Origin of the sequence: Neobacillus vireti (genome assembly GCF_036962465.1) — a bacterium.
GTDB classification, from domain to species: domain Bacteria; phylum Bacillota; class Bacilli; order Bacillales; family Cytobacillaceae; genus Neobacillus; species Neobacillus vireti_B.
In genome coordinates, this window is sequence record NZ_JBALNF010000017.1 from 39,341 (window position 1) to 66,298 (window position 26,958).

Annotated in this window: 25 protein-coding genes, 1 tRNA gene and 1 riboswitch; of the genes, 24 read left to right on the forward strand and 2 right to left on the reverse strand. The window is 39.8% G+C overall.

Annotated elements, in window-relative coordinates:
* Positions 1–190: 190 nt before the first annotated feature.
* The 7 genes from V7077_RS08000 to V7077_RS08030 all read left to right on the forward strand — a co-directional run bounded on the left by V7077_RS08000 (position 191) and on the right by V7077_RS08030 (position 7,820).
* Complete coding sequence (locus V7077_RS08000; RefSeq protein WP_335500192.1) at positions 191–775, forward strand: TetR/AcrR family transcriptional regulator; 585 nt, start codon at positions 191–193, stop codon at positions 773–775.
* A 22-nt stretch (positions 776–797) separates the two neighbouring features.
* Positions 798–1,571 carry an enoyl-CoA hydratase gene (locus tag V7077_RS08005; protein WP_335500193.1) on the forward strand — a complete coding sequence of 258 codons (774 nt, stop codon included), beginning with the start codon at positions 798–800 and terminating at the stop codon, positions 1,569–1,571.
* Between the two features lie 109 nt (positions 1,572–1,680).
* Positions 1,681–2,454: an electron transfer flavoprotein subunit beta/FixA family protein gene (locus V7077_RS08010; protein WP_335500195.1), complete on the forward strand. Its 774-nt coding sequence runs from the start codon at positions 1,681–1,683 to the stop codon at positions 2,452–2,454.
* A 39-nt stretch (positions 2,455–2,493) separates the two neighbouring features.
* Entirely contained in the window at positions 2,494–3,471 is a 978-nt protein-coding gene (locus tag V7077_RS08015; protein ID WP_335500197.1) for an electron transfer flavoprotein subunit alpha/FixB family protein, read from the forward strand.
* A 297-nt stretch (positions 3,472–3,768) separates the two neighbouring features.
* Entirely contained in the window at positions 3,769–4,083 is a 315-nt protein-coding gene (trxA, locus tag V7077_RS08020) for a thioredoxin (protein WP_335500199.1), read from the forward strand.
* 133 nt (positions 4,084–4,216) lie between these two features.
* On the forward strand, positions 4,217–5,989 hold the full coding sequence (uvrC, locus tag V7077_RS08025; protein ID WP_335500202.1) for an excinuclease ABC subunit UvrC: 1,773 nt from the start codon (positions 4,217–4,219) through the stop codon (positions 5,987–5,989).
* 66 nt (positions 5,990–6,055) lie between these two features.
* Positions 6,056–6,232: riboswitch (Lysine riboswitch) on the forward strand.
* A 367-nt stretch (positions 6,233–6,599) separates the two neighbouring features.
* A complete protein-coding gene (locus V7077_RS08030; protein WP_335500205.1) occupies positions 6,600–7,820 on the forward strand; it encodes an aspartate kinase in 1,221 nt (406 codons plus the stop codon).
* A gap of 96 nt (positions 7,821–7,916) precedes the next feature.
* On the opposite strand, the gene V7077_RS08035 is transcribed toward V7077_RS08030, so the two are convergent.
* Positions 7,917–8,342, reverse strand: coding sequence for a YslB family protein (locus V7077_RS08035; protein ID WP_335500264.1), 426 nt, complete (start codon positions 8,340–8,342; stop codon positions 7,917–7,919).
* A 458-nt stretch (positions 8,343–8,800) separates the two neighbouring features.
* Between V7077_RS08035 and V7077_RS08040 the strand changes: the two genes are divergently transcribed.
* The 6 genes from V7077_RS08040 (at position 8,801) to V7077_RS08065 (ending at position 15,230) form a co-directional block, all read left to right on the forward strand.
* The gene (locus V7077_RS08040) at positions 8,801–9,412 is read left to right on the forward strand and encodes a succinate dehydrogenase cytochrome b558 subunit (RefSeq protein WP_335500207.1); all 612 of its coding nucleotides are present in this window, start codon (positions 8,801–8,803) and stop codon (positions 9,410–9,412) included.
* Positions 9,413–9,463: 51 nt separating this feature from the next.
* Positions 9,464–11,215: a succinate dehydrogenase flavoprotein subunit gene (sdhA, locus tag V7077_RS08045; RefSeq protein WP_335500208.1), complete on the forward strand. Its 1,752-nt coding sequence runs from the start codon at positions 9,464–9,466 to the stop codon at positions 11,213–11,215.
* A 21-nt stretch (positions 11,216–11,236) separates the two neighbouring features.
* Complete coding sequence (gene sdhB, locus V7077_RS08050; RefSeq protein WP_335500210.1) at positions 11,237–12,001, forward strand: succinate dehydrogenase iron-sulfur subunit; 765 nt, start codon at positions 11,237–11,239, stop codon at positions 11,999–12,001.
* Between the two features lie 140 nt (positions 12,002–12,141).
* The gene (locus tag V7077_RS08055; RefSeq protein WP_335500212.1) at positions 12,142–12,726 is read left to right on the forward strand and encodes a class D sortase; all 585 of its coding nucleotides are present in this window, start codon (positions 12,142–12,144) and stop codon (positions 12,724–12,726) included.
* Positions 12,727–12,891: 165 nt separating this feature from the next.
* A complete protein-coding gene (gerE, locus tag V7077_RS08060; RefSeq protein ID WP_007087335.1) occupies positions 12,892–13,116 on the forward strand; it encodes a spore germination transcription factor GerE in 225 nt (74 codons plus the stop codon).
* Between the two features lie 257 nt (positions 13,117–13,373).
* Positions 13,374–15,230 (forward strand): PAS domain S-box protein, encoded by a 1,857-nt coding sequence (locus tag V7077_RS08065; protein WP_335500215.1) that lies wholly within the window; start codon positions 13,374–13,376, stop codon positions 15,228–15,230.
* Between the two features lie 49 nt (positions 15,231–15,279).
* Here V7077_RS08065 and V7077_RS08070 read toward each other — a convergent pair whose 3' ends face one another.
* Positions 15,280–15,585 carry a HesB/YadR/YfhF family protein gene (locus tag V7077_RS08070; RefSeq protein ID WP_335500217.1) on the reverse strand — a complete coding sequence of 102 codons (306 nt, stop codon included), beginning with the start codon at positions 15,583–15,585 and terminating at the stop codon, positions 15,280–15,282.
* A 246-nt stretch (positions 15,586–15,831) separates the two neighbouring features.
* On the opposite strand from V7077_RS08070, the gene V7077_RS08075 reads away from it, so the two are divergent.
* The 11 genes from V7077_RS08075 to lonB all read left to right on the forward strand — a co-directional run bounded on the left by V7077_RS08075 (position 15,832) and on the right by lonB (position 26,931).
* The gene (locus V7077_RS08075; RefSeq protein WP_335500219.1) at positions 15,832–16,281 is read left to right on the forward strand and encodes a MarR family winged helix-turn-helix transcriptional regulator; all 450 of its coding nucleotides are present in this window, start codon (positions 15,832–15,834) and stop codon (positions 16,279–16,281) included.
* A gap of 15 nt (positions 16,282–16,296) precedes the next feature.
* On the forward strand, positions 16,297–17,091 hold the full coding sequence (gene racE, locus V7077_RS08080) for a glutamate racemase (RefSeq protein WP_335500221.1): 795 nt from the start codon (positions 16,297–16,299) through the stop codon (positions 17,089–17,091).
* Positions 17,092–17,217: 126 nt separating this feature from the next.
* Entirely contained in the window at positions 17,218–18,273 is a 1,056-nt protein-coding gene (locus tag V7077_RS08085) for a GerMN domain-containing protein (protein ID WP_420489622.1), read from the forward strand.
* A 104-nt stretch (positions 18,274–18,377) separates the two neighbouring features.
* Complete coding sequence (gene rph / locus V7077_RS08090) at positions 18,378–19,133, forward strand: ribonuclease PH (protein WP_335500223.1); 756 nt, start codon at positions 18,378–18,380, stop codon at positions 19,131–19,133.
* Positions 19,134–19,279: 146 nt separating this feature from the next.
* Positions 19,280–19,891: an XTP/dITP diphosphatase gene (locus tag V7077_RS08095; RefSeq protein WP_335500225.1), complete on the forward strand. Its 612-nt coding sequence runs from the start codon at positions 19,280–19,282 to the stop codon at positions 19,889–19,891.
* The gene (locus V7077_RS08100; RefSeq protein WP_335500227.1) at positions 19,888–20,400 is read left to right on the forward strand and encodes a metallophosphoesterase; all 513 of its coding nucleotides are present in this window, start codon (positions 19,888–19,890) and stop codon (positions 20,398–20,400) included. The genes V7077_RS08095 and V7077_RS08100 overlap by 4 nt, the downstream gene beginning before the upstream one ends.
* 104 nt (positions 20,401–20,504) lie before the next feature.
* Positions 20,505–20,581: transfer RNA gene (locus tag V7077_RS08105), tRNA-Arg, on the forward strand.
* Positions 20,582–20,695: 114 nt separating this feature from the next.
* Entirely contained in the window at positions 20,696–21,721 is a 1,026-nt protein-coding gene (locus V7077_RS08110) for a tetratricopeptide repeat protein (RefSeq protein ID WP_335500229.1), read from the forward strand.
* A gap of 170 nt (positions 21,722–21,891) precedes the next feature.
* Positions 21,892–23,169 carry a trigger factor gene (tig, locus tag V7077_RS08115; RefSeq protein WP_335500231.1) on the forward strand — a complete coding sequence of 426 codons (1,278 nt, stop codon included), beginning with the start codon at positions 21,892–21,894 and terminating at the stop codon, positions 23,167–23,169.
* Positions 23,170–23,710: 541 nt separating this feature from the next.
* Entirely contained in the window at positions 23,711–24,970 is a 1,260-nt protein-coding gene (clpX, locus tag V7077_RS08120; protein WP_215043956.1) for an ATP-dependent protease ATP-binding subunit ClpX, read from the forward strand.
* A gap of 293 nt (positions 24,971–25,263) precedes the next feature.
* Positions 25,264–26,931 carry an ATP-dependent protease LonB gene (gene lonB, locus V7077_RS08125; protein ID WP_335500235.1) on the forward strand — a complete coding sequence of 556 codons (1,668 nt, stop codon included), beginning with the start codon at positions 25,264–25,266 and terminating at the stop codon, positions 26,929–26,931.
* Positions 26,932–26,958: the final 27 nt, after the last annotated feature.

The window sequence follows — 26,958 nt, forward strand, 5'->3', positions numbered from 1 at the left end:
CTAAGCCAATCCGGCAAGAAGGTTAAAAAGCAACCTTCTCACCGGCTCGTCTTATGCTTGGCTACAGAAAGCTAACGCTTCCTGTACGCATTAAGGGAGACTAAGTCGATTTTCAATCGACTAAATCTCCCTATATCGCCCCTTAACAAGGCGCTTCCGCTTTTCGATTTTCTTCAAGAGGGTGGACATTGTGAAAAAGAGCAAACCGAAATATATGCAAATTATAGATGCAGCGGTCATTGTGATCGCTGAAAATGGCTACCATCAAGCCCAAGTTTCTAAGATTGCGAAACAGGCAGGGGTGGCAGATGGAACCATTTATCTATATTTTAAAAACAAAGAAGACATCCTTATCTCTCTCTTTGAAGAAAAGATGGGCGAATTCGTTGAAAAAATTGAAGAAAAAATAGCAGGAAAAGTGACAGCAGAAGAGAAGTTATTAATGATGATTGAAACCCATTTCCAACTTCTATTTGAAGATCACCATATGGCGATTGTTACCCAATTGGAGTTACGTCAATCCAATAAAGAATTACGCTTAAGAATCAATGCGGTTCTTAGAGGATATTTACAGGTGATAGACAAAATCATTTTAGAAGGAAAAGAAACAGGGGAGTTTTCTAGTGATCTTGATGTTCGTCTAGCCCGGCAAATGATCTTTGGGACTATCGACGAGACTGTTACATCGTGGGTGATGAACGAGGAAAAGTATGATTTATTGTCTCTGGCATCCCCAGTCCATCGACTGTTAATTAATGGCTGTGGGAAAAGGTGAGGAATGAAAAGGGGGAGTTGCTTTGGAATACTTAAAATGGTCGTATCAGGATCGGATTGCCACAATTACGATCGAGCGTCCGCCCGCAAATGCACTTTCATCAGGTTTGTTGAGAGAATTGTCAGCAGTACTTGATGAAATTGAACCAAACGGTGAGATTGGGGTTATCATCATTCATGGCGAAGGCCGATTTTTCTCAGCGGGAGCCGACATTAAGGAATTTACAACTGTGACTTCAGCAGATGGATTTGCAAACCTTGGCAAGTATGGGCAGGATTTATTTGATCGGATGGAAAAGTTTCCAAAGCCAATCATCGCTGCTATCCATGGTGCCGCTCTTGGCGGTGGTCTCGAATTGGCGATGGCATGCCATATCCGCTATGTAACCGAAAATGCCAAACTTGGACTTCCTGAGCTGCAGCTTGGGTTAATCCCAGGATTTGCTGGTACACAGCGTTTACCTAAATATGTAGGCGTTGCCAAGGCTGCGGAGATGTTATTTACCTCTGAACCTATTTCAGGAATCGAGGCGGTGCAATTTGGTTTAGCAACGCGTGCATTCCCAGAAAGCCAACTATTAGATGAAACCTATAAACTAGCTGGTAAAATTGCTAAGAAAAGCCCTGGGTCAATAAGGGCAACCATTGAATTATTAAATTATGCAAAAACAGAAGAATTTTACGAAGGAACAAAAAGAGAAGCTGAGCTATTTGGCGAGGTATTTGTTTCTAAGGATGCAAAAGAAGGAATCCAGGCCTTCCTTGAAAAGCGGGAGCCTGATTTTAAAGGGGCATAACTTCTGACGGCAGCGAACTGTCTCGAAGTTCTAATAAAAATTTTTTTGCCAATAATTTTCTCAATCTTTCGAACTGAGTTAATGTTTGAAATTTACTAGGAGGGAAACCATGAACATTTATGTATTAATGAAAAGAACCTTTGATACGGAAGAGAAGATTGCCATTTCTGGCGGCAAAATCAACGAGGATGGTGCAGAATTCATCATCAATCCATATGATGAATATGCAATAGAAGAAGCGATTCAGGTCCGTGATGCCAATGGCGGTGAAGTAACAGTAATATCCGTAGGCAGTGAGGAATCTGAAAAGCAATTACGTACAGCTCTTGCGATGGGTGCAGACAAGGCTGTTCTTATCAATATAGAAGATGATGTAGAAAATGGAGATCAATTTACGACTGCAAAGATTCTTGCCGAATACTTAAAAGAAAAAAATGCGGATCTAATTTTAGGAGGCAATGTCGCGATTGATGGCGGTTCAGGCCAAGTTGGCCCGCGTGTGGCTGAATTGCTTAATATTCCCTACGTAACAACCATTACAAAGTTAGAAATTGATGGAACAAGCGTAACGGTAACTCGTGATGTTGAGGGAGATTCTGAAGTGATCGAAACCAGCCTGCCGCTATTGGTTACGGCACAGCAAGGCCTTAACGAGCCACGCTACCCTTCTCTGCCAGGAATCATGAAGGCAAAGAAAAAGCCGCTTGAAGAATTAGAGTTAGATGACCTCGATCTTGAAGAAGATGACGTCGAAGCCAAAACCAAAACGATCGAAATATACTTACCGGCAAAGAAAGAAGCAGGAAAGGTTTTAGCAGGGGATTTAAATGATCAAGTGAAGGAACTTGTTCATCTTCTTCATACGGAAGCGAAAGTAATCTAATCCATTCACATAAAAATTGTTTTTCAGGAGGGTAATCGAATGTCAAGAAAAGTGTTGGTACTAGGAGAAGTTCGTGACGGGTCATTACGTAATGTTTCTTTCGAAGCGGTTGCTGCAGCTAAAACAGTGGCGGAGGGCGGAGAAGTTGTTGGGGTTATAGTTGGTGAATCTGTAAGCGCTTTAGGTACTGAACTAATACAATATGGAACAGACCGTGTGGTAGTCGTCGAGAACGAGAAATTAAAACAATATACCTCGGACGGTTTTGCCCAAGCCTTATTGGCAGTCATTGACCAAGAAAAGCCTGAAGGATTAGTGTTAGGACATACAGCGTTAGGAAAAGATTTAGCGCCTCGAATTGCCGGGAAACTTTCATCCGGCCTCATTTCCGATGCTACAGCAGTTGAAGCCGCTGGTGGAAATATTGTGTTTACAAGACCAATCTATTCTGGTAAAGCATTTGAAAAGAAAATTGTTACTGACGGAATGATTTTTGCTACTGTGCGTCCAAATAATATTGCACCTTCCGAAAAGGATGAAAGCAGAACTGGCGAGGTCTCGTCTCTGTCTGTTGATATCAAGGATCTTCGTGCAATTATAAAGGAAGTGGTTAGAAAAGCCAGTGAGGGTGTAGATTTAAGTGAAGCAAAAGTGGTGATCTCTGGCGGCCGAGGTGTGAAAAGTGCTGACGGATTTGCGCCATTAAAAGAATTGGCAAAAGTATTAGGCGGCGCAGTCGGAGCTTCTCGTGGTGCTTGTGATGCGGACTACTGTGACTACTCGTTACAAATTGGCCAGACTGGCAAGGTTGTGACACCAGACTTATATATTGCTTGCGGTATTTCAGGGGCGATTCAACACTTAGCCGGAATGTCTAATTCGAAGGTGATTGTCGCGATTAACAAGGATCCGGAAGCCAACATTTTTAAAGTGGCGGACTACGGCATTGTCGGTGATTTGTTTGAAGTCGTGCCGTTATTGACAGAGGAATTCAAAAAATTAAAGGTTCACTCTTAATGAAACACTGCTGGACCTTGGGTTGAAAAGCGCGATTAATTGGGTTTACGAATGGAAAAGCAGGTCAATAATAAAAAGCGGGCGGGTTGCTGCTCGCTTTTTATCATGGTACGTTAAGCTCCAGCGCTCCGCGGCTAATGTACTTAGCTAAACGGGGCTTCCGCTGGTGTAGTGTATGGCATAGAATAACTATAGTAAAAATGGGGAAATTATTTGCGAGACATATTATTAGCGTGATATGACAAACAAATGTTATACTTTCCGTAGTATTCCAGTATTTTAAGGAGGTCAATATAAATGGCTATTTCACACGTAACAGATCAAAATTTTTCTGCTGAAACAGGTTCAGGCCTTGTGCTTGTAGATTTCTGGGCACCATGGTGCGGACCTTGTAAAATGATTGCTCCCGTTCTTGAAGAACTTGACGCAGAAATGGGCGAAAAAGTAAAAATTACCAAGCTTGATGTTGATGACAACCCACAAACGGCTGCTAACTTTGGTGTTATGAGCATTCCAACTTTGTTGGTACTCAAAGACGGCGAAGTAGTAGACAAAGTAGTTGGCTTCCAGCCTAAAGATGCGTTAGCAAGCGTCTTAGAAAAGCACGTTTAATACCATTGATCCCAAGAACCTCAGCTAATTGGCTGAGGTTTTTTACTTTTGACAATAGTCTCCTACTTCCTTTTATTGACGCTTTGCATTAAAATTTTATATGGTATGAAAAAAGGACGGAGGAGTGGCCGGAATGAATGAAATTATAAAGCAAAAATTAACCCTGCTGCCTGATCAGCCTGGCTGCTACTTAATGAAAGACCGTCAGGGAACGATTATTTATGTGGGAAAAGCGAAAGTTTTGAAGAACCGTGTACGTTCTTATTTTAACGGATCACATGATGGGAAAACATTAAGACTTGTTAATGAAATCGAGGACTTTGAGTATATTGTTACCTCTTCAAATATAGAAGCGCTGCTGCTTGAATTAAACCTGATTAAGAAATATGATCCAAAATATAACATCATGCTCAAGGATGACAAGACGTATCCGTTTATTAAACTAACAGCGGAAAGACATCCGAAACTAATTATTACGAGAAAAGTAAAAAAGGATAAAGGAAAGTATTTTGGGCCTTATCCAAATGTCATGGCGGCAAACGAAACCAAAAAGCTGCTCGACCGAATCTATCCGTTACGCAAGTGCTCTACTTTACCTGACCGGGTTTGCTTGTACTATCATTTAGGACAGTGCCTGGCACCATGTGTCAATGATGTACGTGAAGAACAATATAAACAAATGACGGACGAAATCACCCGTTTTTTAAATGGCGGTTATAAGGAAATTAAGAAAGAGTTAACAGAAAAAATGACCGCTGCCGCAGAAGAACTTGATTTTGAACGTGCTAAGGAATACCGCGATAAAATTGTTCATATCGAGACTATTATGGAAAAGCAAAAAATTACGATGACCGATTTTACCGACCGCGATGTGTTTGGATATGCAGTCGACAAAGGCTGGATGTGTGTCCAAGTATTTTTTGTCCGTCAAGGCAAGTTGATTGAGCGGGATGTCTCTATGTTCCCAATCTACAATGAACCTGAGGAAGAAATCTTGACATTCCTGGGTCAATTTTATACAAAAGCTAATCATTTTAAGCCAAAAGAGATTCTGATTCAAGATGAAGTAGATCTTCATTTGGCGGAACAACTGCTAGAGGTAAAGGTACTCCAGCCGCAAAGAGGTGCCAAAAAGGACCTCGTTAAAATGGCGATTAAAAATGCCAACATAGCCTTAAAGGAAAAATTCTCGCTTATCGAAAAAGATGAGGAAAGAACGATTAAGGCCGTTGAAAATCTAGGTGAACTTCTAGGGATTTATACCCCGTACAGGATTGAGTCATTTGATAACTCGAATATTCAAGGGACAGACCCCGTTTCAGCGATGGTTGTTTTTACAGATGGAAAAGCAAACAAACGTGAATATCGAAAATATAAAATTAAATCAGTCATAGGCCCTGATGATTATGAATCGATGCGGGAAGTCACCAGAAGACGATATTCGAGAGCTTTGAAAGAAAATCTGCCTCTGCCAGATTTAATTATTATTGATGGTGGTAAAGGACATGTTGAGGCAGTTCGGGATGTTCTAGAAAATGAGCTTGGTTTAGATATCCCCCTGGCAGGTCTTGTCAAGGATGAGAAGCACCGCACTTCGCAGCTGCTTTATGGAAATCCGCTTGAAATTGTGCCATTAGCGAGGAATAGCCAGGAGTTTTATTTGCTGCAGCGGATTCAGGATGAAGTCCATCGTTTTGCAATTACCTTCCATCGGCAAATTCGCGGGAAAAGTGCCTTTCAATCATTACTCGACGATATTCCAGGGATTGGTGAAAAGCGAAAAAAATTATTGCTAAAACAGTTTGGCTCAGTGAAAAAGATGAAGGAAGCCAGTCTGGAGGAATTTACTGCCCTTGGTATTCCGACCAATGTCGCAGAGGAATTAATCGAAAAACTTCGTCAATAATTATTGTCATATAAAAATGAACATGTTATAATGGTGAAAATTTAATCAGTCACTTTATTGTACTAAAGTGAAGGTAGAGGTGCGAAATTCAATAGTAATGGTTCTGAGAAGGATGAGCTTCGATGAAGGATCATGAAAGGGAAGGTTCGCCGAAGTAAACAAGGACTCATATCCTTTTTTGCTGGTTCTGTATTGAAGAAATCCAGAATTGTCAAGACGATGTCTTGGAGAGCTATCTTAACGTTATTTGCACAGGAATTTTTATTTTCGTGTTCAAAAAGCAATGAGATACCCTTCTCATTGCTTTTTTTATTAGATAATAAAGTATAAAAGTCTTTGACTTTGAGAATTGTCTAGCTCCAGCGCCTAGCCCCTCGATGGTCTACAGCCAATCCGTCCAAAAGGTTAAAAAGCAACCTTTCGGCCGGCTTGTCTTATGCTTGGCTACATAAAGCTATCGCTTTCTGTACGCATTAAGGGCGACTAGTCTTTGACCTTGCTTTCGCAGGTCAGTCGACAAGTCGCCTTATATCGGGGCTGACCAAGGCGCTTGCGCTTTTCTAATTTACTAGCATACTAGTGACAGTTAATTTGAAAGTAGGGGAAAAAGATGGGTTTAGTTGTACAAAAATTTGGCGGCACTTCCGTTGGAAGTGTTGAAAGAATTTTAAATGTTGCAGCATGTGTTAGAGAAGAAAAAGAGCGCGGTAATGATGTGGTTGTTGTCGTTTCTGCGATGGGAAAATCAACGGACCAGCTTGTAAGACTGGCCAAGGATATAACTAAAGAGCCCAGCAAGCGTGAAATGGATATGCTTTTGTCTACAGGCGAGCAGGTTACGATTGCGTTACTTTCCATGGCTTTACAACAACAAGGAATGGAGGCCGTATCCTTTACAGGCTGGCAGGCAGGAATTGTTACTGAACCTGTACATGGTAATGCTCGAATTGCCAAAATCGATACAAAAGCTATTCAAGCACAAGTTTCAACTGGAAAGGTTGTTATTGTCGCGGGTTTCCAAGGAGTAACCGAGGATGGGGAAATTACAACATTAGGCCGAGGCGGATCAGATACAACCGCAGTTGCTTTAGCAGCAGCTCTAAAAGCAGATAAGTGTGACATTTATACAGATGTAACCGGCGTGTTTACGACGGATCCAAGATATATAAAAAATGCCCGAAAACTATTATCTGTTTCATATGATGAAATGCTCGAGTTGGCCAATTTAGGTGCCGGTGTGCTTCATCCTAGAGCAGTAGAGTTTGCAAAAAATTATAAAGTACAGCTTGTGGTCAGATCAAGTATGGAGAAAGAAGAAGGAACAGTGATCGAGGAGGAAGCAACGATGGAACAAAATTTAGTGGTACGCGGAGTGGCCTTTGAGGACGAAATTACAAGAGTTAGCGTATTGGGGTTAACAAACTCGATTACAAGTCTATCAACTATTTTTACAACTCTAGCACAAAATCATCTCAATGTAGATATTATTATTCAAAGCACAACTGAAGGCGGCACTGCTAATCTGTCCTTCTCAATCCAAACGAATGACCTTTTAGAAACACTGAAGGTACTGGAAGATAATAAGACTGAATTAGGTTATGAACAGCTAGATGCAGAAAATAAATTAGCTAAAGTATCGATTGTCGGTTCAGGAATGATTTCCAATCCGGGTGTCGCAGCGAAAATGTTTAAGGTACTTGCCGAAAATGATATTCAAATCAAAATGGTCAGCACATCCGAAATTAAAGTCTCTGCGGTTGTAGAAGAAAAAAATATGTTAAAAGCAGTCGAAGCCCTGCACACAGCCTTCGAGCTTGGCCAACAACAATAATAAGATAGTAGAAAGAGTAAAAATGGTGTCAGGCACCGAAAGGGAACCTGACACCATTGATAACGGTGCAATCATATTTACTCGGATGGGCCTAGATTACTCAAGGGAGTCTTTTAGGTCCCATTTGACGGTAAATTGCACTTTGTTTGATTTTTTGACTGGGTGCTCGAAGGCTTCGGCGATAACTCCCTTTTGAAGTTCCATTTGCTGGGCGAGGAAGCCTGCTTCAAGCTGGAAGAATTGCTCAGCCTTTGATTTTACCCTTGATACAATCAAGGGGCTAAACAGTTCAATCTCAAGTTCATTTTTGTTTTCTTTTTTTATTTCCAACTGACCCCATGAAGCTTGATTGAAAAAATCAATAACCTGATCAAAATCAGCTAATGGATACTTCCGAGCCAGCCGTTTACCTGCCCAATATAATATTTCTGGTGCATCCTTCCCAAGAATCTCAGGCAAAAGGATTTCCCTAATTAATTCATATCCGAAGATCGATATGGTACGCGGTTCTGAAGTGGTCATACTTACATCGACGACAGTACTTTCTTTCACTATGTTTCCCCTCTTTCCTATCATTCTATTATATACAATTTAACTCGGATTTCATTATCAGTTTTATTAAGATTAAATTAATTATCGTGCAATATTTAATCCTATTTCTCATCATAATTATTATTTCCTATAGTTGAAAATTTCTACCAGTTAGATGTTGGAAATAGATTGAAAAGATTGGGATTACTACATATTTATAACCTGTAAACTCTTACAAGAGGCATGTCTAGTATAATATCAATATATTTTAAAAATTTTCTATTTTTGATAAAGAATCTGTATCCGTTTTCTTGACGCTCTTAAATGATGGGAGTAAAATGAACATGTCACATAATTGTCACAGTGGTGACATTTATACATTTGTAAGGAAAATATAAAAGAGGAAACAGTAAAAAACATTTTTTGAAAACTAAAAGGGGGGTAAAATAATGGCGGGTAATCGAGAGTTTGTTAATCGAAGATTGCACTCATTGCTAGGAGTTATTCCGATTGGATTATTTGTTACGCAGCATCTTATCGTCAACCATTTTGTTACAGGGGGACCAGAATCCTTTAATAAGGCAGCAGGTTTCATGGGGAATCTTCCTTTCAAAATCATCCTGGAAACAGTTCTTATCTATTTACCATTGTTATATCATGCAATCTATGGACTTTATATTGCCTTTACCGGAAGCAGCAATGTTAATAGGTTTGGCACTTTTAGAAACTGGATGTACATGCTGCAGCGTATTACAGGCGTTTTAACCTTAATCTTTATTGCTTGGCATGTATGGCAAACCCGTGTGGCGGCGGCATTTGGGACTGAAGTAAACTATAATATGATGCATGATATTCTATCATCGCCATTTATGTTTGGTTTCTATTTAATTGGGATTCTCTCAGCTATTTTCCACTTTGCCAATGGTTTATGGTCATTTTTAGTAAGCTGGGGAATTACCGTGTCACCACGTTCACAAAAAATTACAACATACGTAACAATTGGTGTGTTCGTTATTCTCTCATTAATTAGCATTCAAACTTTAATTGCGTTTATTTCTTAATAGATTGTAGTCGGAAAAAATTGTATTTGGATTAGAAGGAGTGAGTCACAAATGGGTAAAGGAAAAGTGATTGTAGTCGGCGGCGGTCTTGCAGGTCTAATGGCTACGATCAAAGTGGCAGAATCAGGAACACCGGTAGAGCTTTTTTCTCTAGTACCGGTTAAACGTTCTCACTCTGTTTGTGCCCAAGGTGGTATTAATGGAGCGGTAAATACAAAAGGGGAAGGGGATTCCCCGTGGATTCACTTTGACGATACCATTTATGGCGGTGATTTCTTAGCGAATCAGCCTCCGGTTAAGGCAATGTGTGATGCAGCACCTGGTATTATTAATCTATTTGACCGGATGGGGGTTATGTTTAATCGTACACCTGAAGGTTTACTAGATTTCCGTCGTTTTGGAGGAACACAGCATCACCGGACAGCATTTGCTGGAGCAACAACAGGACAGCAGCTTCTCTATGCCCTTGATGAGCAGGTTCGCCGCCATGAAGTGGATGGATTAGTAACGAAATATGAAGGCTGGGAATTCCTTGGTGCGGTATTAGATGATGAAGAAGTATGCCGTGGGGTAGTCTGCCAAAACTTAAAAACAATGGAAATTAAATCCTTTGCAGCAGATGCTGTGATCATGGCAACGGGCGGTCCCGGGATTATTTTCGGAAAGTCAACCAACTCCGTTATTAACACAGGTTCAGCTGCATCGATTGTTTATCAGCAAGGTGCTTACTATGCAAACGGTGAAATGATACAAATCCATCCAACTGCTATTCCTGGTGATGATAAGCTTCGTTTAATGAGTGAATCTGCACGTGGTGAAGGCGGTCGTATTTGGACCTATAAAGACGGAAAACCATGGTACTTCTTGGAGGAAAAATATCCTGCCTACGGAAACCTTGTACCACGTGATATTGCAACTCGTGAAATCTTTGATGTATGTGTTCGTCAAAAGCTTGGTATTAACGGCGAAAACATGGTATTCCTTGATCTATCTCACAAGGATCCGCATGAATTGGACGTAAAACTTGGAGGAATTATCGAGATTTATGAAAAATTCATGGGTGATAACCCACGTAAGGTACCAATGAAAATTTTCCCTGCGGTTCACTACTCAATGGGCGGATTATGGGTTGATTATGACCAGATGACAAGTATCAAAGGTTTATTTGCTGCTGGTGAGTGTGATTATTCACAGCACGGTGCAAACCGTCTTGGGGCAAACTCCTTGTTATCAGCCGTTTACGGCGGAATGGTTGCAGGACCTAATGTTGTTAAATATATCGAAGGTCTTGAAAAGAGCTCGGATGCTATTTCTTCTACTGTATTTGATCGCCATGTGAAAGAACAGGAAGAAAAATGGAATAATATTATGTCTTTAGATGGTACGGAAAATGCCTATGTACTTCATAAAGAGCTAGGCGAATGGATGACAGATAACGTAACCGTTGTCCGTTATAATGACAAGCTGTTAAAAACAGATGAAAAGATTCAAGAACTATTAGAACGTTATCAACACATCAATATCAATGATACTTCAAAATGGAGCAACCAAGGGGCAGCTTTCACAAGACAATTACAGAATATGCTGCAATTGGCCCGTGTTATTACGATCGGTGCTTATAACCGGAATGAGAGCCGTGGTGCTCATTATAAACCTGATTTCCCTGAGCGGAATGATGAGGAATTTATGAAAACGACGATGGCTAAATTCGTTGATTCTAAAACTGCTCCAGCTTTCCATTACGAAGAGATCGACGTTTCGTTAATTCAGCCAAGGAAGCGCGATTATACAACAAAACATTAATAGAAAGGGGAGTAGGGAAACATGTCTGAAAATAAAAAGGTAACTTTTATCATTACTCGTCAAGATAGCCCAGATGCTGCTCCTTATGAGGAGACATTCGAAATTCCATACCGTCCGAATATGAACGTTATTTCGGCCTTGATGGAAATACGTAAAAATCCAGTAACTGCACAAGGAAAAACGACTACTCCAGTCACTTGGGAAATGAACTGCCTTGAAGAGGTTTGCGGTGCCTGTTCAATGGTTATTAACGGGAAGCCTCGTCAATCATGCTCGGCGTTGGTTGATCAATTAGAGCAGCCAATCCGTTTAGCGCCAATGAAAACATTCCCTGTTGTCCGCGACCTTTCCGTTGATCGGAGCAGAATGTTTGATTCATTGAAAAAGGTAAAAGCATGGATTCCAATAGATGGAACATATGATTTAGGACCTGGACCACGGATGCCTGAAAGAAAACGTCAGTGGGCATATGAACTTTCTAAATGTATGACTTGTGGTGTTTGTCTAGAGGCTTGTCCAAATGTGAATAGTAAAACAAACTTTATGGGACCAGCAGTATTTAACCAAGTTCGCTTATTCAACGCACATCCAACAGGTGAAATGAACGCGGCAGAACGTTTAAATGCTTTTATGGAGGATGGCGGTATGCAGGGCTGCGGCAATTCTCAAAACTGTGTAGAGGCATGTCCAAAAGGAATTCCAATTACAACTTCGATTGCAGCGGTTAACCGTGCTGCCACGATGCAAGCATTTAGAAACTTCTTTGGAAGTGACAGTGGTAACTAAAAAGTCTTATCTAAAAAACCTTCTTTTCGAATTTAGGAAAGAAGGTTTTTCTTTTGTACAGGAAATAGTTTCATTAGTTCATTTTTGTTACTTTTTGATATACTGAAACAAATGATCTATTAAAAAGGCAGGTATTCAAGGTGAAAACAAAATTTCCCTTTTTCCTTATTGGAATTGGACTTATTTTATTGGGCGTCGGTGTTTGGCAATATGCCCATACAAAAGTAACATCCACTACGGCTCTTCAACAGGCAAAGGAAATTATCAGCCAGAAACAGCCGGTTGCTGCGGATAAAAAGAAACTAGACACTAATACACCTCCCGCTATAGGAGATACTGTTGGCATATTAAAGATTCCAACCATTAAAGCTAAATTAGCCATCGTGGAAGGAACTGACCCTGATGATCTTGAAAAGGGAGTAGGTCATTATAAAGGCTCTTATTTTCCGGGGGAAAAGGGGCAAATCGTTTTGTCGGGTCATCGTGATACGGTTTTTCGCAAATTAGGTGAGCTAAAAGTAGGTAACCAACTAAAGATACAGATGCCGTATGGGAATTATACATACGAGATCATTCGTACAAAAATTGTTAAAGCAAACGATAAAAGCATTATTACGTTACAAAAACAGCAGGAAGAATTAATCCTGACCACGTGTTATCCGTTCCATTATGTTGGTAATGCGCCCAAACGATACATTATTTATGCAAAAATAGTTAACTCTTAAACAAATAATAAAAAAATTGGAATAAATTTGTGATTTTTTAATAAAAACCCACTCCTTTCAGTTAATTATAGTCACTCCATTTGCATCGTTTACATAAGATATGGTGACTAAATATAGACCCATCCCACGATACATTACTGGCGAAGGCAAGGAGGGTTACAATACTTGAAGGAGAATGATTATAATCACAAGCCATTACTCACCAAACGGGAAAGAGAAGTATTCGAACTATTAGTACAAGACAAAACAACGAAAGAAATCGCTGGTGAACTATTTATAAGCGAAAAAACAGTTAGGAATCATATTTCAAATGCCATGCAAAAGCTTGGTGTTAAAGGGCGTTCACAAGCTGTTGTAGAGCTCCTTCGAATGGGAGAGCTAGAACTTTAATGATGATCGGCTTCCAATTTGGGGGCCGTTCATTTTTACGAAAATGTTTTTTTAGAAAAATAAAAGTAGCCTTACTCATGTTAGTTTCCCTAACTGGTTCATACAATTTCTTCTTTTGTTGGCTAGTTTAGAAGATAACATAAGTTAATGGAAAATAGTAGAAATCTATTGAAAGTTTTATCAGTAAAACTTAAAATGAAAATTAGAGTGATCATTATATAAGTATTATTTGGGGAGAAAGGAACGGAAAGAGAAAGATGAACAGTCCTGTTGAAGCGATTAAAAGTGAAAAGAGAATGCTTTTATTAAAATATTTGAAAGAAAATCACCGCAGATATGAGACGTTATTTTCCTGCAACGAAGATAGTATTTTTGTATTGGATATTGAAGGACATGTTATTCAATCGAATCCGGCATTCCTACAATTAACTGGTTTTTCCCCCGTGGAAGCGGACAAGTTAAAACTTCAATTTCTATTTCCCATCGACCACATAAATAAGGTGTTCCATCATTTTAGCAATGCGGTATTAGGCCGTTTCCCAAACTTTGATACCAAGATCATTACAAAAATTGGACAAGTCCTTGATTTAAATATATCCTTTATCCCAATTTGTGAAGATGACCAAATCGTCGGGGTGAGTGCAGTCGGGAAAGACATAACGGAATTAAAAAGAAAAAAAGAAGAAATTCGAAAAGTAGAAGAAATGCAGCGTGTTTTAACCGATAATATTGTTGATGTTATTGTTAGTACGAACTTGCAAGGAGAAATTGTCTATGTTTCTCCTTCCTGTGAATATATTCTCGGATATGATCCAAACGAAGTGTTGAATCAAAATTTTTTGTCATTTGTGCATCCTGATGATGTTGAAAACGCCTTTCACAACCGAAGAAGGGTCCTCGACGGCCAGGAAAATGGACGAGACAGCTATCGTGTCCGAAAAAATAGCGGTGAATATATGTGGGTGGAATCGCTTTGTAAACCAATCATCGCCCATGATACTCTGCATGTTTTAGAGGTTGTCAGTGTAATAAGAGATATAACTGAGCGTAAAAAGGTAGAAGAAGAAGCTAAAAGACGGGAAGAAACCTATCGGGATCTAGTTGAGTATTCACCAGATGCTGTCATTATTGCCAAAGATGCCGAGATTCTCTTTATCAATGAAACAGGTGCTAAATTATTCGGGGCATCAGATAAAAGGGATATTTTAAATAAGACAATGACTGATATTATCCATCCGGACTATCATGAGATATCCAAGGAGCGTCAGCAAATTGAGACATCTGGTAATGTTACGGAATTTATCGAGTATAAACTCCTGCGCTTAGACGGATCTCAATTTGTTGCCGAAGTGAAAGGAATCCCAACCATTTATCAGAATAATCGGGCGAGGCATATCATAATTCGGGATATTACTGAACGAAAAAAGACCCAAGAACTCCTTCTTAATTCAGAAAAATTAAATGTAGCAGGGCAGCTGGCCGTGGGAATTGCACATGAGGTACGAAATCCCCTTACCGCCATTAAAGGCTTTCTGCAGTTAATGGAGTCTGAAGAGGATCGGAATAGACCTTACTTTGAAATCATTCAGTCTGAAATGGACAGGATTGAATTAATCCTAAGTGAGCTGCTGGTCCTGGCCAAACCACATGAATTAAAATTTGAAGCTGTTGATCTTATCACCCTGCTGGATAATGTAAAGACGTTAATCGATACACAGGCCATTATAAATGGAATTCAGATTGAGACCCGTTACAATTATCATAACTTTATCATTAATTGTGATCCAAATCAGTTAAAGCAAGTATTTATTAATATTTTAAAAAATGCCATAGAAGCGATGCCAGAAGGCGGGAAAATTACGATTGAGGTGAAACAGTACGGCTTTAATATGGTAAAGGTCTTTTTCCAAGACACGGGAAAGGGTATGCCGCAAGAAATATTAAAACGTGTGGGAGAACCTTTTTTCACCACCAAAGAGGACGGCACTGGACTTGGAGTGATGATTTCTAAACAAATCATAGAAAACCATGGTGGTACCCTCAATATATGGAGCGATAAGCAGGGGACCTTAATTGAAGTGATATTACCTAAAGCAAGTAAAAGACTTCATTAAGAATACCTAGAACATAAAAACCGGCATCGTTTTAAGATGCCGGTTTTTATTACTTCTCACCTGGGAGAATATAACTAAATTCTAATTCATCAATTTGATTATTGTAATCAACATGTAAATCATGACCATTAAAGAACCATAAATCAGCACCCTCGATGAAAAAGGTCAGCCCTTCTTTTTCAGTCTTAACCGCAATGTCGATGGGCTCATTATCCACGGTAAAGGCAAGTGAAAACCCTTCTTGAACAGGGCTGCTTCCGTAAATTTTTACATAGAATCTAACCTTATCCCCATTTTTTAAGTCTACTTCTTCCTTAAACCATTGGATCGCTGTATTGCTTAAATCTATTTTCATATTCTTCTCACCTTTGTTTTAAAATTCAAACATAAACATATTATGAACGAATCTGTTAGAATAAATTTATTATAGCATTTGATTTAGTAAATGGCTTTTCAGGAGTAGCGAAAAGCAAGTTTCTTCTTGAAATTTCAGCAAAAAAAGTAGAAAATAAGTACAAGCTTTAAGACATTTAGCTTTTTTCAGCCGGTTATGACTTAGTCTCGTCTTGAGGAGAAGCAATTTATAGGAGTGTATACAAATATGGAACTCGAAAACCCACAAAAAGTTACAGTGGATATTATCGCTAATATTGAAAAGGACTTACGTTATATTTCTGGTATCATTAAACAAAAGGGCCGGGAAATGTTAAGTCAATATAAAATTACTCCACCACAGTTCGTGGCCTTGCAATGGCTTTTTGAAGACGGAGACATGACCATTGGCGAGCTATCGAATAAAATGTTTTTAGCATGCAGTACGACAACAGATTTAGTCGATCGGATGGAAAAAAATTTACTTGTTGAGCGAGTAAAGGATCCTAGTGACCGCCGTGTCGTACGAATTCACTTATTAGAAGAAGGTAAAAGAATCATTGATGAAGTCATTAAGAAGCGTCAGGCGTATTTAGAGGAAATATTAAAAAACTTTTCAATGGATCAAATCTTACTTCTTCAATCCAGCTTGAGCAAAATGCATCAAGAAATGCGTTAAAAAGAGGCGAGATTTTTGAAACAACCAATCGGTGTTATTGATTCCGGTGTCGGTGGACTAACCGTTGCCAAAGAGATAATGAGGCAGCTTCCCAATGAGAAAATTATCTATTTGGGAGATACAGCTCGCTGCCCGTATGGCCCAAGATCAAGACAGGAAGTTAAGAAGTTTACTTGGGAATTGACCAATTTTTTATTAGAAAAAAATATTAAGATGCTTGTCATAGCTTGCAATACCGCTACTGCTGCTGCATTGAATGAAATCCGCAAGGCATTATCAATTCCGGTTATTGGGGTGATTAATCCCGGGGCACGAGCTGCGATAAAGCAGACAAAAAATTATCGTGTCGGGATTATTGGTACAATTGGAACAGTCAAAAGCGGAGCCTATGAAATAGCTCTAAAATCGCTCAACAGCAGGCTGTTTGTCACTAGTCATGCATGCCCGAAATTTGTCCCTTTGGTGGAGAGTGGAGAATACGCAGGTGCCATTGCTGAGAAAATTGTAGATGAATCTTTGAAGCCGCTGTTGGAGCAAAATTTAGATACTTTAATTTTGGGATGTACCCATTATCCATTGCTCGAACCACTTATTAAAAATGTAATGGGTGAAAAGGTAAAAGTGATTAGTTCAGGGGATGAAACTGCACGAGAAGTAAGTGCTATTCTTCAGTATAATGATTTGCTTGACACCTGTGAAGACGAACCAGAGCACGAATATTACACAACAGGTTCTAAATGGCTTTTTTCAAAAATTGCCTCCCAATGGCTCGGGATTCCTGTCCACAATGTAAATAAAATAAAACTTTAAAGGGAGCTCCTGACATGGGGCTCCTTTTTGATATAAATTTTATTCTATTTTTCTTTCTTAAGGCGGTCTATTTTTTCGTAAGGCTCGTATACATGATAGTACAAACTGTCTTAGGGGGGAATTAATGTGTCTAAAAATAAAGCAAAAATAATTGGTATAACGGTGTTAACTTCGACAATGCTACTTTCTGGCTGCGGACTATTTAACACAGAAGTACAAAAGAAAATTGATCCGCCAAAAACGGTTACGGTGAAAGATGAACCGGTAAGCAAGGTAACGACGGCGAAAGATAAAGAAGCGGCCCAGAACACCGTTAAAACGGAACTATATTTGATTGATAAGGATGGCTATGTGGTTCCTCAAACACTTGCTCTTCCAAAAACCACTTCAGTAGCAAAACAGGCCCTTGAATATTTGGTAGCAAATGGTCCAGTGACCGACTTGCTTCCAAATGATTTTAGAGCTGTTCTTCCTGAAGATACAGAGATATCAGTTAATATTAATAAAGATAATGGGGTTGCAACTGTAAACTTCTCAAAAGAATTCAAAAATTATCAGCCGCAGGATGAACAGAAAATCCTTCAATCAGTCACCTGGACATTGACGCAATTTAATAATATCAAATCGGTCAAGCTTAAAATGAACGGGCATGACTTAACAGAAATGCCTGTCGGCGGTACACCGATTAGTGAAAATCTATCAAGAGCAACCGGGATTAATATTGATACCACAGATGTCGCGGATATTACCAATACAAAACCAGTAACGGTCTATTATATTGGCGGTGAAGAGGGCTCTTATTACTATGTGCCGGTAACACGCCGGATTAGCAATACGGAGAAAGACAATTATGCCGCTGTCATCAAAGAATTAATTCAAGGACCGAGTGAGAAGTCAACGCTTGTATCTGAATTTATGTCAGATGTGAAGCTGCTTGAAGCCCCTAAATATGAAAACGGTACGTTAACCTTAAACTTCAACAAGAATATTTATGACAGCTTTAAGGACAAAGAAATCTCTCAATCGTTACTAGATACGCTCGTTCTTTCTTTAACAGAACAACAAGGTGTCGAAAAGGTGGCAGTCGAGGTTGAAGGAAAAGTAGACATTAAGAATGATCAAGGTAAGAAAGTCTCTGAACCGGTAACCCGTCCAGAAAAAGTCAATACAGGTAGTTTTTAAAAAACCATTTTTGTTATACTATATAGTGACCATGAAAGAGGTTGGCTTCTTAGGCCCGCCTCTTCTTTATTTAAAAAAAGAGAATATCATAAGGAGGAAAAGTTGTGCGTGTGGATGGAAGAGAGCCATTGCAGCTAAGGCCTATACATATTGAAACCAATTATTTAATGCACCCAGAAGGTTCTGTCCTTATTTCGGTTGGAAATACGAAGGTCATTTGTACGGCTAGTATTGAAGATCGCGTTCCTCACTTTATGAGAGGGGAAGGGAAGGGCTGGATTACAGCGGAATACTCAATGCTTCCAAGGGCAACAGAAACCAGAAACACTCGTGAATCCTCGAAAGGAAAGGTCTCAGGCAGAACAATGGAGATTCAGCGCCTGATTGGCCGTGCGCTTCGTGCGATTGTCGATCTGAGTGCACTTGGTGAGAGGACGGTTTGGATTGATTGTGATGTCATCCAGGCGGATGGAGGGACGCGAACAGCCTCGATTACGGGGGCATTTGTAGCGCTCACCATAGCCCTAAATTCATTAGCGGAGAAAAAGCACTTTCCGAAATTTCCAATTACTGATTATTTGGCTGCAACGAGTGTCGGAATCTTATCGGGCGGCAAGGTCGTGTTAGACTTAAACTATGCGGAAGATTCCAAGGCTGAAGTGGATATGAATGTGGTCATGACAGGGAACGGAGAATTTGTGGAGCTGCAGGGAACGGGGGAAGAATCAACCTTTTCTTACGACCAACTCCAAGGGCTGCTCCATGCCGCACAAGAAGGGCTCATGGAGCTGTTTGAACAGCAGAAATCCGCACTGGGTGAGGAAATTATTAATAAGATTGAGAAAAGACGGAAGAAATAAGTCGGTGGAATGTGGGTTCGCTTGGATGATGGCTGGTCTGGCGGATAACTAGGGTTTACTGGCGGATAACAAGATTTCACTGGCGGTTAAGCTAATTTTACTATCAAATTTTAAAAAAACACTGTTATAAAATAAGAGGCGATAATATGAAAGAAGTCATAATAGCAACCAAAAACCCAGGAAAGGCAAGAGAGTTTGAAGAAATATTTTCATCAAGGGGAATCGCAGTTCGAACACTATTAGATTTTCCTGAACTACCTGAGGTGGAGGAAACAGGAAACACTTTTGAAGAAAACGCGACCCTTAAGGCGGAAGCTGTTTCCCAAGCACTCGATAAAATGGTCATAGGCGATGACTCCGGGCTAATCATTGATGCCTTAGACGGCAGACCCGGGATTTTCTCCGCCCGCTATGCGGGAGAGCCGAAAAACGACCAAAACAACACAGATAAAGTGCTGCTGGAACTACAGGGCGTTCCTGGGGAAAAGAGAACGGCTAGATTTTATTGTGCACTGGCCATTGCTGTTCCTGGTCACGAAACTAAAACGGTGTCAGGCACTTGTGAGGGACGTATATTGGAGGAACGCCGCGGTACAAATGGGTTTGGTTATGACCCGGTATTTTATGTACCGGAAAAAGGCCTATCCATGGCGGAACTATCCTCGGAAGAAAAAAATCAACTCAGCCACCGGGCAAATGCTCTAAAAAAACTGGATGTCTTGTTAGATACTATTTTAGAAAGAGCGGACCTGTCATGAGTAAGGTATTAATTGTCAGCGACAGCCATGGCTTAACGAAAGAATTGAAAATCATCCGGGAACGACACTTACATGAAGTTGACTTAATGATTCACTGTGGTGATTCGGAATTGATGCCAACTGATAACGCGATTTCTGGTTACTTAACGGTTATGGGGAATTGTGATTTTGGTGCAGAATATCCATTAGAGACAACGAGTGAAGTGGCTGGCAGAAAGTTTTTTATCACCCATGGCCACCGCTACTCGGTAAAATCCAGTTTAATGACTTTAAAATATAAAGCGGAGGAATACCAGGCAGATATTGTCTGCTTTGGACATTCCCATGTCCTAGGGGCAGAACTGGTCGGGGGTACTCTATTTATCAATCCAGGAAGCATCCGTCTCCCGCGTGAGCGTTTTGAAAAAACCTATGTGATTCTTGATTTACAAACTGATAAGGTCAAGCTATCCGTGTTTGAGCTTTCAGGTAGTGAACTCACAAAACTAGCACGAGAGTTCATTCTATAATTAGAAAGGGGGGAGTTACTCCCCTTTTTATAAAAAAGTAAAAAATGCTGTTGACTTTTAGCTAGTGGGATAATATAATAAATCTTGTCTTTGAAAGTTATTATGTCCCAGTAGCTCAGCCGGATAGAGCATACGCCTTCTAAGCGTACGGTCGGGAGTTCGAATCTCTCCTGGGACGCCATTTTCTTACCAAAGTTAAACTACATATTAAAGCTCAACTCACCAGTGTGGTGAGTTTTTTTTGTCTCCAAATTATGCTACACTATTTTTTACTACATACCGAAGGACGGATTTTATGAAAAAGCGGGAACAAGTCAAACGAAAAGATAATATCATCTTCTTTCCCGGACTAGACAAACGCTTAGCAGACAAAGGTCTGGAAAGTCTTGAAAAGAAAAAATTTCATGAAGCGATCCCCCTGTTAGAAGAGGCACGGGAGCTTGACCCGGATAATGAAAACATTTTAATCGGGCTTGTCCTTGCCTATTTTGAAGCGGGCACTTTTAAAAAAGCGAAAGTACTGGCAAATGAGATGCTGCTAAAAGGCATAGGCGATTATTTTCAGATGGTCGATCTTTATTTGACGGTTCTTATCCAGCTGCATGAATATCGGGAAATTGTAACGACAATTGAAGCACTCTTAGATGAAAGGGAAATTCCCCCTGAGAAGCATGACCATTTTTTAACGATTTTGCAATTTAGCCGGCGGATGGCAGAGGGACATGACCGGCAAGAGGGAGAACAGGAGGAAGCAGACTTAGAGATTCCAGCCCTAAATCTGCTCTCGATAGATAATATTAACGAGCAAATGCTCATTATAGCCAATTTGGCGGACAAAAACATCCGTCCATACCTTGATGAAATGACAGACTACCTAAAGTCCGAGGCAGGTCATCCATTTATAAAAACAATAGTTTTAAATCTACTAAAGGAACAAGAAATAGATCGAGAAATCAACGTAGAAAAATTTGCTATCGTAAATCAGTTCAGTCCTTTACAGCTTCCTGACGTAAGGGAGCAGCCTAAAATGCTAGAAGTAAAGGCATTGCTTGCCAAACAAGTAGAAAGTAAAAATCCCGGTCTATATGAAAATGCGATTAATATGGTTGATAGAATATTTTTTATTTGTTATCCATTTGAACTTGAACCAAATTCCTCAGAAGCTTGGGCTGCAGCTTTTGATATGCTCGCACAAGAATATTTGGGAATGGACACGAAAATTGGAGAAATTGCAAGAGCTTACGGTACTGAAGCCTCTGAATTGGAGATAGCTAGAGAGCGAATAGAGACAATTGAGAAAATTTCTTATCCTAATATTTAGGTCTTGCTGTTGAAAGAAGGCGAACCTATGTTATAATGTAGGGGTTGCATTGTGTAAAAAACTATATTTTACATTTAAAAATGGAAAAATGGCTTGTTCGACAAGATATTTTTCGACTCAAATTCGTTATCGAATGAAATGAGAATAGATTTGTTGGAGGGAAAAAAGGTATGACAGCAAAATGGGAAAAATTAGAAGGCAACCGCGGTGTCCTTACTGTTGAAGTAAGCGCTGAAGAGGTAAACAAAGGCCTAGACGCGGCATTTCAAAAAGTGGTTAAGCAAGTAAACGTTCCAGGTTTCCGTAAAGGAAAAATGCCTCGTGGCATGTTTGAAAAACGCTTCGGTGTAGAAGCTCTTTACCAAGATGCATTAGATATCCTTCTTCCAGAAGCATACGGAAATGCGATTGACGAAACAGGAATCGAGCCAATTGATCGTCCAGATATCGACATCGATCAAATGGAAAAAGGCAAAGAACTTATTTTCAAAGCAACAGTACAAGTGAAGCCTGAAGTTAAATTAGGCGAGTACAAAGGCTTAGAAGTAGAAGAAATCGATGCAACTGTAACAGATGAAGATGTTGCAAACGAATTAAAAACAATGCAAGAACGTCAAGCTGAGCTTGTTGTTAAAGAAGACAGCGCTGCTGTTAATGGTGATACAGTTGTCATCGACTTTGAAGGTTTCGTAGATGGCGAAGCATTCGAAGGCGGAAAAGCTGAAAATCATTCACTAGAGTTAGGTTCAGGTTCTTTCATCCCAGGTTTCGAAGAGCAATTAGTAGGCGTAAAAGCTGGCGAATCTAAAGATGTTGAAGTTACTTTCCCAGAAGAATACCATGCGGCAGAACTTGCTGGTAAACAAGCGGTATTCAAAGTAACTGTTCATGAAATCAAAGGAAAAGAACTTCCTGAATTAGATGACGAGTTTGCTAAAGATGTAGACGAAGAAGTTGAAACTTTAGAGGCATTAAAAGAAAAAATCAAAACTCGTTTAGAAGACAGCAAAAAGCATGAGGCAGAACACAACCTACGTGATACACTTGTAGAAAAAGCTGCTGAAAATGCAGAAGTTGAAATTCCAGAAGTAATGGTTACGACTGAAGTAAACCGCATGCTTCAAGAGTTCGAGCAACGCTTGCAAATGCAAGGTATGAACCTTGAACTATACTTCCAATTCTCAGGTCAAGACGAGAACGCTCTTCGTGAACAAATGAAAGAAGATGCTGGAAAACGTGTAAAAATGAATTTAACACTTGAAGCAATTGCAAAAGCAGAAAATCTTGAAGTAACAGACGAAGATGTGGATGCTGAACTTGAGAAAATGGCTGGTATGTACAATATGCCGGTTGATACAATTAAACAAGCTCTTGGCGGCGTTGATGGCATTAAAGCAGATCTTCAACTTCAAAAAGCAGTTAACTTTCTTGTTGAAAACAAAAAATAAATAGAAATGCGGAAGCGCCTTGCACAGGGGCGACAAGCATAAGTCGAGCCGGTGGGAAGGTTGCTTTTTAACCTTTCCGCCGGTTTGGCTTATGACCTCGAGCCCCTAGGCGCTGTAGCTAGACAGTTATCAAAGTTTATAGCGATATTTGATTATTAAAGTAAGGCGCGATTTTTATCGTGCCTTGTTTTATACATTTTTTCAATTACATATTATAATAAAGGCAGGGAAACCTTTTTAAAAAGATTCCACAATTTATTGGAAGGAAAAAGCGCAGTCAATAGCGAATAAATATTTCCATAGCGTTTTAAGATTTATTTTTAATAATTATGGTTAAGATTAATGGAGTACATAAGTTTTTTCGAATTCCACAAACAAAATCGAGAAAGACATAATCGATAAAGCGTTTTATTTCCAGTCCAATAGTCAAATGTGTTACAATGCAAAATACATACCATTAAAAGTAGAGAAAAACTCGGACTTTGTTTGTGTAATTCACGGGCTTCAATAGGGTTTTAACACGTGTTAAGGGGTGAAAGAATTGTTTAAATTTAATGATGAAAAAGGACAGTTAAAGTGTTCCTTCTGTGGCAAAACACAGGATCAAGTTCGTAAATTAGTTGCCGGGCCGGGAGTATATATATGTGATGAATGCATCGAGCTTTGCACAGAGATTGTGGAAGAGGAACTAGGAACAGAAGAAGAAGTAGAATTCAAAGACGTACCAAAACCAAAAGAAATCTGTGAGATTTTGAATGAGTACGTTATTGGTCAAGATCAGGCGAAAAAATCGCTGTCAGTAGCGGTTTATAACCACTATAAGCGTATCAATTCCAATAGTAAAATCGATGATGTTGAGCTTTCAAAAAGTAACATCTGTATGATTGGACCTACTGGATCAGGTAAGACGTTATTAGCGCAAACCTTGGCACGTATCTTAAATGTACCGTTTGCGATTGCTGATGCAACCTCACTTACAGAGGCAGGTTACGTTGGTGAAGACGTAGAAAATATTCTTTTAAAATTAATTCAAGCAGCAGATTACGATGTCGAGAAGGCCGAAAAAGGAATCATTTACATCGATGAGATCGATAAAATTGCCCGTAAATCGGAGAATCCATCGATTACAAGAGATGTTTCCGGTGAGGGTGTTCAACAGGCACTATTAAAAATCCTTGAAGGTACTGTTGCAAGCGTTCCGCCACAAGGTGGAAGAAAGCATCCGCATCAAGAATTTATCCAAATCGATACAACAAACATCTTATTTATTTGCGGTGGAGCATTTGACGGAATTGAACCAATTATCAAACGCCGTTTAGGCCAAAAAGTTATTGGCTTCGGTTCAGATGTGAAGCAAGTAGATATTGGCCAAAAAGAGCTTCTTTCCAAGGTTTTACCTGAAGACTTGCTTCGTTTTGGATTAATTCCAGAATTTATTGGCCGTCTTCCAGTTATTGCGAGTCTTGAGCAATTAGACGAGGCTGCTTTAATTGAAATTTTAACTAAACCAAAGAATGCACTTGTAAAGCAGTACCAAAAGATGCTTGAAATCGATGAAGTAGAGCTCGAATTTGAAGAAGGAGCTCTAACTGAAATTGCGAAAAAGGCAATCGAACGGAAGACGGGTGCCCGTGGTTTACGTTCCATTATTGAAGGAATTATGTTGGATGTCATGTTCGATCTTCCTTCACGTGAGGATATCACGAAATGTATTATTACAAAAGAAACAGTTTCCGAAAATAGCGTACCAAAGTTAGTTCTTGAAGATGGTACTGTTATTGTTGAAGAAAAATCAGCATAATTAAAAGAGACCTGGCTGCTAAGCTGGGTCTCTTTTTGATGGTTTTGTGCCAGAAAATGTTAAATCAGCCAATCATAATGAAAAATGGGCCAATACTCTTAAATTATCAGCCAATACCAGGGGAAAACCAGCCCAATATCCTATAAAACCAGCCAATAATCGCAGAAAATGAGCCAAAGACAGATATCCCCCCTTTTCCAACAGCGATTTGTTTTTACATTGTTGGTTTATTCCGCCAGTCTAAAGGAAATACTTCTTACTATAGATGAGTATTAGTTGTAGGAGGGAAAGATATGAGTTGGACGGGGATTGCTTTATTCATACAGCTGTTTTTTGGTATTATTATCGGGCTGTATTTTTGGAATTTGCTGAGGAGCCAGCGTACCCAAAAAGTGTCCATTGACCGGGAATCCCGGAAAGAGATGGAACAACTACGCAAAATGAGATCGATCTCCTTAACAGAACCGTTATCCGAAAAAGTTCGTCCTACAAGTTTTAATGATATTGTAGGCCAAGAAGATGGAATAAAATCATTAAAAGCAGCTTTATGCGGGCCAAACCCGCAGCATGTAATTATTTATGGACCTCCAGGAGTTGGAAAAACAGCTGCTGCCCGCCTCGTCCTTGAGGAAGCCAAAAAGAATGCAAAATCACCATTCAAACCAAAATCCGTTTTTATTGAGTTAGATGCGACAACCGCTCGATTCGATGAAAGAGGGATTGCCGATCCGCTAATTGGTTCCGTTCATGACCCGATTTATCAGGGTGCCGGGGCAATGGGACAAGCAGGGATTCCTCAGCCAAAGCAGGGAGCAGTCACCAATGCACATGGCGGGGTCTTGTTTATTGATGAAATTGGTGAATTACATCCGATTCAAATGAACAAGCTGTTGAAGGTGTTAGAAGATCGGAAAGTATTTCTTGAAAGTGCTTATTATCATGAAGAAAATACACAGATTCCAACTCACATCCATGATATTTTTAAAAACGGCCTTCCGGCAGATTTCCGGCTAATCGGGGCCACAACCAGAACACCAAGTGAAATACCTCCAGCAATTCGCTCACGCTGTATGGAAGTATTCTTCCGGGATTTAAATCAGGAAGAGATTGTAACCGTCGCAAAAAAGGCGGCTGCCAAAGTGAATATGGAAATAAGCGAAAATGGGGTTAACACGCTTTCTACATATGCAAGAAATGGCCGGGAAACGGTAAATATGATTCAAATTGCTGCTGGCCTTGCTATTACTGAAGACCGGAGCTATTTAAAGGATGAAGATATCGAGTGGGTCATCCATTCCAGCCAAATGACACCAAGAATGGAAAGAAAGATTAATGATATTTCACATATTGGGTTGGTTAACGGCTTAGCTGTTTATGGACCAAATTCAGGTGCTTTGCTTGAAATAGAGGTAACGGTTATTCCAGCAAAAGAAAAGGGCTCGATTAATATTACTGGTATAGTGGAAGAAGAAAGTATTGGTGGTCAAGGAAAATCGATCCGGCGCAAGAGTATGGCGCGCGGTTCAATTGAAAACGTTATTACTGTCCTGCGGTCTATGGGAGTACCAGCCAACGATTATGATATTCATGTCAATTTTCCAGGCGGGGTGCCGATCGATGGTCCTTCTGCTGGGATTGCAATGGCGACTGGTATTTATTCCGCTATTTACAAGATTCCGATTGACAACACGGTGGCAATGACAGGAGAAATTAGTATTCACGGTAATGTCAAGCCAATCGGCGGTGTCTATCCGAAGGTAAAGGCTGCGCTAAAAGCGGGGGCTAAAACGGTTATTATTCCAGAAGAAAATATGCAAACGATATTAAATGAAATAAAAGGAATCAACATTGTTACTGTTACCCACCTTCAACAAGTTTTTGATATTGCCTTGGTAAACTCCTTTCAACAAAATGAGGCGATACCTGCTTCTATCGAATTATCAAAAAAAGAGTCCATTTAGAATAAAAACTTCGGTTTGGCAATATAA